Below are 13,753 nucleotides of genomic sequence, written 5' to 3'. Positions count from 1 at the left end.
TGAAATCGGAAATGTTTTACGGTTATGAGAAGTCGTTTCAGTCGCTTAAGCAATTGGAACAAGCTATTGTAGACTATATTGATTACTACAACAATAAACGAATTAAGGTAAAACTAAAAGGACTTAGCCCTGTGCAATACAGAACTAAATCCTTCGGATAAATTAATTGTCTAACTTTTTGGGGTCAGTACAATATAGTATGCGTTTTGTAATAGATAAAGAACTATACTCTTCGAAAATCTCTTCAAACCACGTCAGCTTCACCTTGCCGTAGGTATGGTTACTGACTTCGTCAGTTTCATCTACAACCTCAAAGCAGTGCTTTGAGCAATCTGCTGCTAGTTTCCTAGCTTGCTCTTTGATTTTCATTAAGTATAAGTTAGTCTTTTCTCAAGCTCGGATCTTGCAAACTCTGGACACTAGCATTGATAACTGCACCGACAATTAAAATCTTAGCGATGAGAATAAACCAGAACATCATGACCACCACGACAACGGAACTGAAAAAGCGGACGTCCACTAGGTGATTGACATAATTATTGATATAGACTGAAAAGATATTGAGTAGTAAGACCAGAGTCAACAAGACAAAGACACTACCTGGCAACACATAGCGAATTCGTCGGACCGTAACATTAGGCAGGAAATAATAAAGCATGACCAAGATAGTGAAAATCAAGGCATAGATCAAGGGGCCTGTTAGATCTTGCAAATAATCAAAGATAAGACTATCTGATTTCCAGTAGCTTTTGATAAGGTTGAGGAGCATGCGGCCAAAGACACTGAGAAAGAGGGCTAAAGCAAAGAGAATCTGCAAGCCAAAACTGACAAACAAACTCATGAGCTGACTGGAAATCATTCCACGATTTTTAGCCACTCCGTAAGCTTTATTAAAGGCTTTCTGTAGGAAATTCATGGATTTTGAAAAGGTCCAGAGAGCTGACAAAACCGCAAAACTCAATAAACCCGTTGAAGGTTGGGTCAGCACTTCTGTAATAATCTTTGCGACCACATCATACATAGTTTCCGGCAAGAATTCATTGACAACCTTTAAAAAATTAGAAACTGGAATCTGAAAATAAGGGAGGATATTGACCACCACCAAAAGCAGAGGGAAAATCGAAATCAACCAATAGTAGGCCACGGCGACGCTGGTCAACTCACTATCTGATGCTTGATAATAATGCAAAAAGGCTTTTAATAAAGGCTTGTCTATCAGCCCTTTCCACCACTTCTTCATATCATACTCCTTTATTTACAATCTTAATTAATTTCTTCTTACCAATTCCACCATATCATAAGGCAGGGTATTGGCAGCTTCCTTCAAGGAATAGTTCTCTAAGTTATTGACATTTTGTCGCAACTTCTTGGCATACTTGGTCGTAATCAATCGTTTTTCTTCGTATTCGAAAATCAACTTGCGCTCCAAATAATAGCCTCTCAGCATTTCATCGATATTGTTGGGTTTGACACGATTGATAACCCGTTCGACAAAGGCACCACTGGTGATGATAGCTGTTTCACGGAGACGAGAATCCTGCATGAAGCTAATTAAGGAACTCTTATAAACTCCTTTTAGATTCTCCAAACTTTCGATAATCATCTCTGTATTTTCTAGATAGAGCTCTGCAATTTGGTCATAGTCAAGGGCTCTGAGTTTCTGTGATTCTTCATTTTTCCAACTACGGAAGGTCTTGCCAAATGTAAAGACTTCGTGAAGGAGAAAACGTAAAATCCGCAAGGAAACAAGGAAATAATAGGTCAATCGTGAAGCAAACTTGCGATTGATGCTTTGTTCCATGTTTTTCAAATAACGTTGGTAGACCCGATAAGCACGCTCACTCATCTTGCCTTCCTCGTAAGCTTGTTCCAGACCATCACTTTCAATACTGAGGATAAGAAGTTTCAAGGCCTCCCAGTCCTCTTGTTCACCCTTGTTTTCTTGACTCAGGATAAGGTTCTCTATTCGTCCATGGTAATTGTCAATAGCCGCATAGAGGGGAAGTTTATTTTTTGTGTCTTCCAACTCTTTTTCCAACTCTAACGTTACTTCATTTAAAATGGCGATATGCATGAGATAATCCTTGCTTTCTTCCTGTTCATCAGAAAGATGAGGTAAGACCAAGAGGCCTGTTAAAAAACTTAAAAGCGTAACACCTGCGACAAGGAAAAGTAAGAGAGGATACTCTTGCTCTAAATCACTTGGTATCAGAAGAATTGTAGCAATCGACACCGTTCCCTTGACGCCTGAGAAGGTCAAGAGAAGCATATCCTTCATATACTTATTCAGTTTTTTCTTGAGGCGTCGGGTCCTATAAGCATAATAGCCATAGATCATGACAAAACGAATGGCAAAGAGGACAAAGGTCAGGGCGACAAGAGATAGCAATAAAAGTAAGGGATTATAGATTGGATTGGTTAAAATAGGCTCTGCTATCATTTCCAACTCCATCCCTAAAATCACAAAGACAGAACCATTGAGCATAAAATTCACTGTATGCCAAACCGTCTCGGTCACCGTATCCACTTGGGCTTCGAGGAGCGTAATTTTCTTAAAACGGCTTGCCTTTAAAATCCCCGCAACCACAACGGCAATAATCCCTGAAACATGGACTTCTTCTGCCAGAAAGAAGGTCACCAGAGGCAAACTCAATTCTAATAAAAGTTCACTGGCAATATCCGTTGCGCGCACACTTAGCAAGAAGGTATGGAGGAAACGGTTGGTCATGGCTGTTAAAAAGCCAATCAGAAAACCGCCTAGAATTGAAAAGATGAGCGAACTACTAGCTTGCCCAAAGGAAAAGACTCCTGTCGTCCAAGCTGTCAAAGCTACCTGAAAGGCAACCAAGCCCGAAGCATCATTCAAGAGTCCTTCACCCTTAAGAATATTGGACACACGCTTAGGAAAGCTAAACCGCTCAGAAAGAGAGGCAAAGGCAACCAAGTCCGTAGGGCCAAGGGCTGCCCCAACAGCCAAGCAAGCCGCCAAGGGAAGGCTGAGCCAAAGAAGATGGGCCAAGCCACCCAAACTCAGGGTCGAGATAAAAATCACTGGAAAAATGAGATAGACAATGATTCGCCAGTGTTTTAAAATAGCCGTAATATCCGCTTCTTCGGATTCTCGGAAAAGCAAGGGCCCGATAACCAGGGCCAAAAACAACTCCGTATTGAGGTGAAAGTCAGTATTGGGTAAAAAGAGACCAATCACGATTCCCAAAAGAATCTGCACCAAAGGGAGAGGCAAAAAGGGCAGGAGCTTATTGGTTGTACTTGAGACAATCAAGACCAGTAAAAATAGGATGAGGTAAATCAGTAATTCCACGCAATTCCTCCTTAATCTTTTTTACAACAGGATTCAAATATCTCCTTCTGCTCTTTGATTTTTTGGTCAATCTTGGAACAGTCTTTGTGCTCAATTTTTCTCTGGCACCGTTCCATCTCAAGAGCAACTAATTTTTTCTTGATTTTAAGCATTTTTTTGCTCATATGCGCTTGGTCTAGCACGCCCACCGCTCGTTCGTGGTGGGTTGACTCAACAAAATTCTGGCGCATGGCATCCAGCTTTTCACGTAGGTATTGTTTATCCATGTCTATATCTCTCTAATTTTTCAATCATCACTAAAAATGGCGGGTTATTAACTTGGTTCAGGGTTCGGTAAATGGTAGCTGTATACTCTTGTTGATTCAACCAGCTAACAAAATCCAAGACAGCGTCTCGCTCAATATCTCCTCCCTCATGACTATAGTAGATCATAATGGCAATCCGTCCACCTTTGACAAGTAAGCCACACAGCTTTTCTAAGGCTTCAATAGTTGTCTGAGGCTTGGTAATGACGGACTTATCGGCCGACGGCAGATAACCCAGATTAAAAATTCCTGCTTTGGCTTCTGTCACAAACTGGTCCAGAGTCTCATGGCCTTGCAATATTAACTGGGCATTTGTCATTCCAGCCTGGTCCAAACGCTCTTGGGTCTTTTCCAAGGCTTGTTCCTGAATATCAAAGGCATAGACTTGCTTGGCTAACTTAGCTAGAAAGAGAGTATCATGACCATTTCCCATAGTCGCATCCACTACGATATCCTCTTTTGTCACTACCTCAGCCAAAAAATCATGTGCCATCTCAAGTGGTCTTTTCATTATTAAACTCCTGTTTTACAGCCTTACATCCTTGAACGCTTCCACGACGTCGCATCTCCATCTCAATAGCATTTAGCACTTCCCATTTATTGAGGCTCCACATAGGCCCAATCAGCATATCCCTGGGAGCATCTCCTGTGATTCGGTGGATGACGATATGCTTGGGAATGATTTCCAGTTGGTCACAGATGACCTTAACATATTCGTCCTGGCTCATCAACCGCAAACGTCCCTCGTGGTAATCTCGTTGCATACGCGTATTGGTCATGAGGTGAAGCAAGTGCAGTTTAATTCCTTGAATATCGTTATCCGTAACACAGCGGCGGACATTTTCAATCATCATCTCATGTGTTTCACCAGGAAGTCCATTGATCAGATGGGAAACAATCTCAATCTTGGGATACTTTCTCAAACGCTTGACCGTCTCCACGTACAACTCATAAGAGTGGGCACGGTTAATCAGGTCAGAGGTTGTTTCATAAGTGGTCTGCAAGCCCAATTCTACCGTCACATGCATACGCTCCGATAACTCAGCCAAATATTCAATAGTTTCGTCTGGTAAACAGTCTGGCCGCGTTCCGATATTGATTCCTACTACACCTGGCTCGTTGATAGCCTGCTCATAACGTTCTCGGATGACTTCCACCTTTTCATGGGTATTGGTAAAATTTTGAAAATAAACCAAATACTTCTGAACATCTGGCCACTTACGGTGCATAAAGTCAATTTCCTTATAAAATTGCTCACGGATAGGCGCATCTGGTGCTACGATAGCATCTCCAGACCCTGAAACCGTACAAAAAGTACAACCCCCATGAGCCACCGTTCCATCACGATTGGGACAGTCAAATCCTGCATCAATAGGGACTTTAAAGGTCTTTTCTCCAAAGAGTTTTCGGTAATAATCATTCAAGGTATTATAAGATTTCATAACTTTCATTATAACAAAAATCACCCACAATCTCAAAAACCTGACTTTCCTATAAATTCCTCTGTTTCTCGTTTCCATTAGCCTTTTTTTATGATACAATATGGGTATGATTTTAATGAAATTAGCATCTATTTTATTATTGATACTGACCTTAGTCGTCTGCATTATCATAACCAAACTTTTTAGATTAAAAAAACTAGGACGAAACTTTGCGGATTTGGCTTTTCCAGTTTTAATATTTGAGTATTACTTAATTACAGCTAAAACCTTTACCCATAATTTCCTCCCTAGACTGGGTCTAGCCCTCTCCCTCCTAGCTATTCTTCTCGTCTTTTTCTTCCTTTTGAAAAAACGTAGCTTTTACTATCCTAAATTCATCAAATTCTTCTGGCGTGCAGGATTCTTAGTGATCCTTATCATGTATATCGAGATGATAGTTGAATTGTTCTTAATGAAATAATCGAATCCCTAAACATTTTCTAGGGATTTTTGCTTTCTCTACAAAATAGGATAGACAATAACACTATACAATTTTATACAAAGAAAATCCCTTAGAAACTTATATTCCAAGGGATTTATCTTCTATCTAAGACAAGAACTTCTCTCTAATCTTTAACGATAAAGAAGATATCAAAATTTCTAGTCTTCTTTTTTACCTTTAGTGGCTACTAATCCCGCACTTAAACCAAGAAGAGCTAAACCTGCTACTGCTGCTTGTTCTGCCTCTGTTCCAGTGTTTGGCAAGTGATTCTTTTCATCTTGCTGGGCTTCAACTGAACGTGAGCTCACTTGTTTTACATCCGTTTTCTCAGTTGCTACTTGTTGTTTCATAGTTTCTTTAGCTTCTGGTTTTTGAACATCTTGATCTTGTAGAACAGACTTGCTAGCTTCCTGAGGAGCTGGTTTAAGCTTTTCTTGAGAAGCTGATTTTGTATCCTTTATAGCTGTACCAACCTCTACAATACGGTCCTGAGCTATAACTTTATCATAGCTTTCTTTCTCAGTTCTCTTGCCATTTTCTACTTCAATCAAGTGAATACGGAGACCTTGTCTTCCTTCTTGGAGGATACGAGTTTCACCTACAGATAACTTGTCAGACTTACGCTCCTGGATTTGGAAGCCAACTGCCTCTTCCTCAACTATAAGCTCTGGTCTGTTGAAAACTAGAGTATTGAATTCGTCCTCTGTAAGAGCGGTTCCTGGTTTAGTTCCGACAACGACAATGCGATTTGTTGGAGACTCTAGCACTTCATGGAGTTTTTCTTCCTTACTTCCATCAGAATTAATGCTTGTAAAGGTACGTTCCTTACCGACTTTTCCTTCTTGTTCTACACGAGTTTCACCAAGATAAAGCCTTGAATCTTTTTTCTCAACTGTCTTGTAGGCCAAATCTTGTTCAACAACTTCTAATTTTGGTAAGTCCTCTTGCACCGCAGCAACGGTCTTCGCAGAAACTGGTTTTTCTTTAGTCAACTGGATACGGTATTCCTTGACTTGTTTTCCACTCTCTGAAACTAGGCGAACAAGTACTGGAAGGCTATCATCTCCACCATCTACAACTGTTGAAGCAACCTGATTTGTAGTTGCAACAGAGACTTTTGGACGTTGACCTTTATAGGTGATTTGATAGTTTTGACGATTTTCAGTAAAATCTGGAAGTTCTTTTCCATCTACAAGAATCTTCGCTTGAGTGCTTTCTTGAGGCAATTCGCTCGGTGCAAGGAAGGACATTTCAATCATCGCAACACCGCTCTTGTCCGCCTTACGCTCCATGCGCCATCTCATAGCTTTGGCTTTCACCTCTTTAAATGTCACATTAATTTCATCACCCGCTTCGATATCTTTATTCGCATGATACGGAACAGCAATCCAATTTTCTGGATTATTAAATGGATGATCTGTTTCGTAAGCTTGGTAATTTGAATAATAAGTTGGCACTTCAAAGTCTGGACCAATATAGCGTTCCAAAACGAGTTTAGCTGGTGCATCTGTACCACTATCTGCAAAGAACTGGAGTTTGGCTTGTGCAACAGTCCGTTCTACAATCTTACCCTTTTCACGGAAAATGACCCCTGCTGACACTTCTGGATTAGTGGACGGTCTTGCAGACCAGTTTGTCCAACGACGATTTTCTGAATGATCCCCATCATTGATATAGTCTACACGGTCATGAGAACTATCGTCAATATCGTTGGTTGCTGAAGCAAAGGCCTGATTCCCATTTTCATCATAATCAGGGTTCTCTGAGAGAACCTCCCCAAGTTTATCTGTCACTCGTACAGAGAACTCAGTAGTAAGATCGCTACCAAGAACACGGCCTCGAACGATAAATTGACCTGCTTTTGTTAGATTTTCTGCAGGAACTTCTTCCCATTCAACTGCTAGGTCTTTTATTTCGTAGCCGTCTTTACCTGTGAAGTAAACCGGAACCTTAGTCGGCAATTCGAGTGCTTGACCTACTTGTAGCAAGCGAGATTGTTTGACCGCAGCAACTGGTTTACGAGAGAGCAAGTCTTTATTGCTTGTAAAGTGCAGACGGTATTCTCCTAGAATGTCGCCATTTTCAGCTTTAGCGATGACACGAACTGGCTCACCTTCACGAACGCTTGGAACGACGGTAGCGAGACCATTATTGCTAACACTTGCTGTTACTGCAGGAACTTTTCCATCTACAGACTCAAGATAGTAGTCTGCCAAATCAGGGTTAAAGTTTACTAAATCTTTGCCATCAACTTGGATTCTTGTTTGTCCTTGTTTGGCTGGCGCAACTTGTTTGGCAAAAATCTGTACTTCTGTGATAGAAGTTCCACGCTTATTGTCTGCTTTAACCATGCGAATACGAACAGCATAGGTTTCAACTTTATCAAAGCTAAAGTGGTTCATTTCTCCAGCCTTGAGTTGAGCAGGGGCTTTTAGATTAGTAACTGGTTTCCAGTTAGCAGGATCATTAAAGACATGATTTTCGCCGCTTACAAAGCTAGGATTTTTAGGAGATTTTGGAACCGTTTTACCAACATAATACTCAATCACATAAGACTTAGGAGCACCCACTCCGTGGTCTTCATGGAATCCAACACTTAAGTTATCAACTGATCGTTTGCTCAAGATACCTGAATCTCCAAACAGAACACCGACTGAAGCTTCTGGATTACTACGATTCCAGTTTGTCCAACGATTGGCTGGTCGATCATTAAAGGAAATCAATTTATCGTTGACATTTGAAACAGGATCGGTCGGATTTGAGTCTGAAGCAAAGGCAAGTGGTAATTCTGAACCGGTCCATTGGTCAGAAATGTTTGCTCCTTGCTCAGTCTGAGCAGATACGCGAACATGGAGTTTAGTTGTTAATTGCGTACCTTCTAGGCGACCATTAACTGTAAAGACACCTTCCTTGGCATATTGAGCTGGACGAACCGCATCCCATGCAACCTTGGCTGATGAAACGTGACCATTTGAATCATATGTACGAACGCTTTCTGGTAATTGTGGTGCTTCTGCGATTGGAGTTGTCACACTGACTTCTTCAACTGAGACGATGCCTTCTACAGATACTTTAGCACGCGCTTCCAAGTCAAGGCCTTCAACTTTACCTAACACTTCAAAGCTTTGATAGTGATCTAGTTTTTCTTTCGGAATAGCTTGCCAAGTTACTTTGTGAGCTTTAGGGAAACCTTTGTCATACTCAACCGTTACTGTTGACGGAAGAGTAGGTTCTTGGTGTAAATCTGTCACTACATTTACAGGACGAATAGATTTCGCAATCTTCTTCTCAGTATTGGCTTGAATAGTGAGATTAACCTGGCCTTCAGCACCCTCATATACAGCTTTGAGAGCGACTACTCCTGGTCTATGAAGTTCAAGCATTCCCTTACGGACTGCAACTTCCCCTTCACCACTTGTAGAGAAGGTCACCTTATCAGCTGGTAATACAGCTTGCGTTCCGTCTTGATAGTGAGCAAGAACAGACAATTTCACTGTTTGATCTTCTTTAAGGCCGTCAGCTTGCTCCACTTGCAAGCTCAAATGGTCAATTTTTGGTGCTTCTTCTAGGAATTGGATTGCATAGGTTTGAAGAGGGCCACCATCTTTTGGCTGAACAAAGATGCTTGCGCGCATAACGTTTGCTGTACTGGCTTGAAGGACTGTAACATCAGCATTTTCAGCACTTGCTACGACTTCTGGCAAGGATGCACCGTAAGCAAGAGTTCGGTATTGCATTGGATTTTGACTAGTAAGACCAGTGACAGCTTCGCCACCAACCGTTACAGTTGGTTCTACAGGTGTTGTAGCATTTCCTTCTTCTACAGCAAGAGTTGCATGAATAGTTTCACCAGCTAACTGACCAGTCATTTGAATACGTGATCCTGGGACTGAAAGTTTGGCTTTATCTGCTTCTGCAATCTCCCAGCTATCTACTTCATACTCTTGTACACTTCCATCGGTTACAAGTATTGACACATATTTATCTACAATGTTCAAGTTAGCTCCAGGAGCAACACGTTTAACTGTTGGTAGTTCTTTCGCAATTGCTAGAACCTCGACACGCGCCTCTACCTCACGTCCATTTGCTGTACCTTTAGCAGTCACAACTCCTGCTTGACTAACATCGACTTGAGACCAAGTTACTGGATGTTTTTCACGACTACCATCGCTGTATACAAAACCTACCGTCTTCGGCATTTTTGGATCTTTTCCTAGCAATGTACGAACTTTTGCTACTTCTGTACCCAAAACAGTCTTTTCTTGTCCTTCTTTTTTACCAGTAAAGACAGTCACTTGGTCAGATTTCAAGAGATCAGAATGAGCAGTAAGGATGAATTTTCCTGCTTGCTCGGTCGATTTTACAATGGCAACACCTTTACCATTAAAGGCTTTACGAATCCATGAACCATCGGATTGCTCTTTGAAACGTTCACGGCTGGCTTGTTCTCCGTTATCGACACCAACAAGCTGACCTTGACCATGCAATTGGAAACGAACCATATTATTAGCGGTTGGAACTAGATGTCCTTTGCTGTCTACAATCTCATAATAGATATAAGTCAAATCTTTACCATCTGCCGCGATTGCTTGTTCTTCTTTGATGAGACGAACAGCTGCTGGTTTGCCAGCAGTTGTGATCTTATCTCGAGCAATTTCCTTGCCAGATTCATCACGAGCTATTGCTTCCAAGGTACCTGGTTTATAAGCAACTTTCCATTCAAGATACAATTCATTAGCATTGGCACCTTCTTGGTAAGTGCGTCCATCGCTAGTTTGTTTTTTAGTAAAGGTCTTCTGTCCTAGGGATTCACCATTCAACAATAGCTCCACACTTGCAGCGTTAGAGTAGGCACGAACTGGAATTTTACCATCTGCATCAGCTACATTATCTTTTAGAGTTGGGTCTTCCCAGTTCCAGTGAGGAAGTAGGTGAACCATCGGTTTTTTCTGAGCAGATACCCATTGACTCTGGTAAAGATAAAAATCATTTTTTGGAATACCAGCAGTATCTACAATACCAAAATAAGAACTTTTGACTGGTGTATGATTTTGATTGTGCCATGGCGTAGGCTCACCAATATAGTCAGTACCAGTCCAAATAAACTGTCCAGCATAGCCAGCATTGTCACGGTCAAAAGTCCATGAAGCTGTTGCTGTTTTACCCCAACCAACACGATCATTTCCATAATCAGACTGCTCATAGTTACGATAGTCTTGATTACTGTGTACCAATTCACGCTCTGGACGATAATAACTTCCACGAGTACGAGTAGCTGAGGAGGTCTCTGAACCATAAATCAACCACTTTGGATGCTTAGCTCTAAGAACTTTGTAGTTATCTTCTGAGTAGTTAAATCCAACCGCATCCAGTTCATCAGCAATTTTCTCATGCCCTCCGCTACCATTACCAAAACGGAACTTATCAGCCCCCATAGTCACATAACGAGTCTTATCAACATCCTTGATTACTTTAACCAAACGTTTAACAGTAGCTAGAGAATGAGGATCGCCATTAGCTTCTCCAATCTCATTTCCTATAGACCACATAAAGACAGCTGGGTTATTTTTGTCTCTTTCTACCATGGTACGTAGATCGTAATCTGACCATTTTTCCCCTTTTTTAGCTTCAGGGTGAGTTGCATCTTTTTCAAAGAAACGACCATAGTCGTATGGTTTCTTACCTCCATACCAAGTGTCAAAAGCTTCTTCCTGAACCAATAAACCAAGTTCAGCTGCAATCTGTAGTGTTTGAGGACTTGCTGGATTATGGGTTGTACGAATTGAATTCACTCCCATATCCTTCATCTGTTTCAGACGGCGATATTCAGCCTTGTAGTTCTCCTCCGCACCCAATGCTCCATGATCGTGGTGCAATGAAACTCCATGGAACTTGATGTGTTCACCGTTCAAAGAGAATCCTTTATCTGGAGTCCAGTTATAGTAACGATAACCAAATAAATCCTTCCTAGCATCTACAAGCTGTCCATCTTTGTAAACACGAGTTACCATCTCATATAAAGCAGGTTTATCAGATGACACTGTCCACAATTTAGGTTTTTCAACCTCTAATGCTGATTCCAAATGAATTGTTTCTCTAGCTTTTAGAGTTTTACTCTCAGTTCGAACAAGTTCTGTAACTGCCTGACCACCCCGTTCAAAAATTTGATACTCTGCTACGAGCTCATGATCCTTATCATCTGTATTAACGATTTTACTGCTCACATGAGTCTCAACCTTACCATTTTGTTGGTCTTCAAGTTTTGGAGTTAAGATAGTTGTACCATTTTTCTCAACATGAACCTTATCTGTCACTTGTAAGTTAACATCACGATAGATACCACTTCCTGAATACCAACGACTACTTGGCTGTTTATTTACTGCATGAACAGAAATAACATTCTCTCTTCCATCCTTATAAAGATAATTGGTAATGTCATATGAAAATTGATTGTAACCATTTGGATAGTGACCAACTAACTGACCATTAACAAATACTTGAGAATCCATGTAAACCCCATCAAAGGTCACACGGACATCTTTATTTAAATCTTTTTCGTCTAACTTAAAGGTTTTACGATACCATCCATCTCCACCATTCAGTTGGCCTCCTTCATTTTGAGATGGTGAATCATGATCAAAATCAAAATGAATACTCCAGTCATGAGGAAGATCCATTTTTTTCCATGAAGTAATATCTGCGTCTGGTTTAACAGCCTCTTTAGCATTGGCATTTAGCTTAAAGTGCCAATTTTGATTGAAAGAAATGTTTCTATCTTCAATTAACTTATCAACAACTTCATTTGCAGCAGATTTGAATTCCTTCTTATCTTTTGAAACAGAAGGATCTTGTAATTCCGCTTTATTTGTTTCTTCAGCTACCTTCGTTTCTTCTATCCTACTTTTCACTTCAGTCTTACCTTCTTCTAAAGGAAACTCTTTATTATCAGCAACTGTAACTGGGGACTGATCTGCATGAGTTTGGTCAGAGACACCTGTAGCATCTGCATTATCCTTAAGAGGCACATTATCCGTTTGTTCACTTGATTTTTCCGCAACCATCACTTTAGATGTCTTTTCACTCTCTTCTTTATTTTCAGAATCATCATTCTGCTTACTTATTGAAATTAGTTCATTAGTATTTTCATTCGCATAAGCAGAAGAAGCTAGACTAAGGCTTGATCCTAATAACAGCACACAGCTTCCTATGAGCACTGAGCAAGCACCGACTGAAAATTTTCGAATACTATAAACGCTCTTTTTGTTCCAATTACCTTTTTGCATGGAATCCTCCTTTTTTAGTAACCGCTTTCATCTTTCTAAAAGCAAGCTCCTTATTATAATTATCTTATAATACAATTTTATAACCAATAAAAAATTTGTCAATCTTATACAAATAAAAACAATATTTTTGATTGTTTTTTATAAAAATTAGAGAATTTCCAGAGAGAATCGGAGTTTTTATTATTATAATTATGATGTTATACTTTTTCTTGGAATTCTAAAATGGAATAGCTTTTTACTATCTCAAACAAAAAAAATTTATTTTATCTTAGCCTAATTTAAAATCAAAAAGTAAGCTAGAAATAATCTGTTACCACCAAAAATTCTTTCTTACATTTTTAGACATAGAAAAAGATCCAACAAATATTTCAGTTAGATCCTGACTTTATTCACTCTTCCTTCTTATTTTCCTTCTTTATCCGGAAATAGATAACCAATACCTACACAAGCTAGCACACCTGCACCAATCACCAGGCTACTTGAAATTGGCAACAGATCCAAAATTGCATTCGCAATGATAAAAGCAATAATTAAACACATGATACTAGCCTTGTAGTCTTTTTTCAAAAGATTCTCTAGAGTGAAAAAGAGGAACAAGCCTACCGGAATCAGGGACCATAGGTTGATATCCAAACTTGGCCAGCCAACAGAACCAAAATACAATACTGTCGCTGCTGCTACTAAAAATATAATCCCCAATAATTTTTTCATTTGTTTATCTCCAATTTCTTTTTTAGGAAGTTAAGTTATCTGATAGTGACCTCACGTCCCTTATAAAAATCATTTTAGCAGAAGTCAGTTTCAAGAACAAGTTCTTTTGCCTATCTGGTCTCTATCTCGGTCTAAGTGGTTGAATAATAGCGATAAATAAGGACACAGGTGAAAAGCTTCCTTCCAAATAAAAAAGAATTAAGCAACCA

At 40.1% G+C, this 13,753-nt stretch carries 9 protein-coding genes; 2 read left to right on the top strand and 7 right to left on the bottom strand.

What is annotated here, in order from left to right; all coding sequences use genetic code 11:
- Window positions 1–161 (top strand): integrase core domain-containing protein (locus HT717_RS08585; protein WP_150852579.1); only part of this gene is annotated, 161 nt, incomplete at its 5' end.
- Window positions 162–379: 218 nt separating this feature from the next.
- On the opposite strand, the gene HT717_RS08575 is transcribed toward HT717_RS08585, so the two are convergent.
- Genes HT717_RS08575 through HT717_RS08555 form a run of 5 tightly spaced genes read right to left on the bottom strand, consistent with a single transcriptional unit; the run spans window position 380 to window position 5,078 of the window.
- Window positions 380–1,240: a YihY/virulence factor BrkB family protein gene (locus HT717_RS08575; protein ID WP_173305038.1), complete on the bottom strand. Its 861-nt coding sequence runs from the start codon at window positions 1,238–1,240 to the stop codon at window positions 380–382.
- Between the two features lie 27 nt (window positions 1,241–1,267).
- Window positions 1,268–3,322, bottom strand: coding sequence for a sodium:proton antiporter (locus HT717_RS08570; RefSeq protein WP_173305036.1), 2,055 nt, complete (start codon window positions 3,320–3,322; stop codon window positions 1,268–1,270).
- A gap of 11 nt (window positions 3,323–3,333) precedes the next feature.
- Window positions 3,334–3,588 carry a hypothetical protein gene (locus tag HT717_RS08565; RefSeq protein ID WP_000361085.1) on the bottom strand — a complete coding sequence of 85 codons (255 nt, stop codon included), beginning with the start codon at window positions 3,586–3,588 and terminating at the stop codon, window positions 3,334–3,336.
- Entirely contained in the window at window positions 3,581–4,138 is a 558-nt protein-coding gene (locus HT717_RS08560; RefSeq protein WP_173305034.1) for a class I SAM-dependent methyltransferase, read from the bottom strand. The genes HT717_RS08565 and HT717_RS08560 overlap by 8 nt, the downstream gene beginning before the upstream one ends.
- A complete protein-coding gene (locus HT717_RS08555; RefSeq protein ID WP_173305032.1) occupies window positions 4,122–5,078 on the bottom strand; it encodes a TIGR01212 family radical SAM protein in 957 nt (318 codons plus the stop codon). Before HT717_RS08555 ends, HT717_RS08560 begins: the two co-directional genes overlap by 17 nt.
- Window positions 5,079–5,169: 91 nt before the next feature.
- On the opposite strand from HT717_RS08555, the gene HT717_RS08550 reads away from it, so the two are divergent.
- Window positions 5,170–5,529, top strand: coding sequence for a DUF3397 family protein (locus HT717_RS08550; RefSeq protein WP_173305030.1), 360 nt, complete (start codon window positions 5,170–5,172; stop codon window positions 5,527–5,529).
- A 179-nt stretch (window positions 5,530–5,708) separates the two neighbouring features.
- Here the strand turns inward: HT717_RS08550 and bgaA are convergent, their stop codons facing one another.
- Both bgaA and HT717_RS08540 read right to left on the bottom strand, forming a co-directional pair.
- Window positions 5,709–12,833 carry an LPXTG-anchored adhesin/beta-galactosidase BgaA gene (gene bgaA / locus HT717_RS08545; protein ID WP_173305028.1) on the bottom strand — a complete coding sequence of 2,375 codons (7,125 nt, stop codon included), beginning with the start codon at window positions 12,831–12,833 and terminating at the stop codon, window positions 5,709–5,711.
- Window positions 12,834–13,235: 402 nt separating this feature from the next.
- Entirely contained in the window at window positions 13,236–13,544 is a 309-nt protein-coding gene (locus tag HT717_RS08540; RefSeq protein WP_173305026.1) for a hypothetical protein, read from the bottom strand.
- Between the last annotated feature and the right edge of the window lie 209 nt (window positions 13,545–13,753).

Origin of the sequence: Streptococcus sp. 959 (assembly GCF_013277075.1) — a bacterium.
In the GTDB taxonomy this organism is placed as follows: domain Bacteria; phylum Bacillota; class Bacilli; order Lactobacillales; family Streptococcaceae; genus Streptococcus; species Streptococcus pseudopneumoniae_C.
The sequence above is the reverse complement of the archived record's forward strand: the minus strand, read 5'-3'. Positions and strand labels throughout refer to the sequence as shown.

Coding starts and splice junctions, on each gene's coding strand:
- HT717_RS08575 (WP_173305038.1), bottom strand. CDS start 1,240: ATGAAGAAGTGGTGGAAAGGGCTGATAGACAAGCCTTTATTAAAAGCC.
- HT717_RS08565 (WP_000361085.1), bottom strand. CDS start 3,588: ATGGATAAACAATACCTACGTGAAAAGCTGGATGCCATGCGCCAGAAT.
- HT717_RS08560 (WP_173305034.1), bottom strand. CDS start 4,138: ATGAAAAGACCACTTGAGATGGCACATGATTTTTTGGCTGAGGTAGTG.
- HT717_RS08555 (WP_173305032.1), bottom strand. CDS start 5,078: ATGAAAGTTATGAAATCTTATAATACCTTGAATGATTATTACCGAAAA.
- HT717_RS08550 (WP_173305030.1), top strand. CDS start 5,170: ATGGGTATGATTTTAATGAAATTAGCATCTATTTTATTATTGATACTG.
- bgaA (WP_173305028.1), bottom strand. CDS start 12,833: ATGCAAAAAGGTAATTGGAACAAAAAGAGCGTTTATAGTATTCGAAAA.
- HT717_RS08540 (WP_173305026.1), bottom strand. CDS start 13,544: ATGAAAAAATTATTGGGGATTATATTTTTAGTAGCAGCAGCGACAGTA.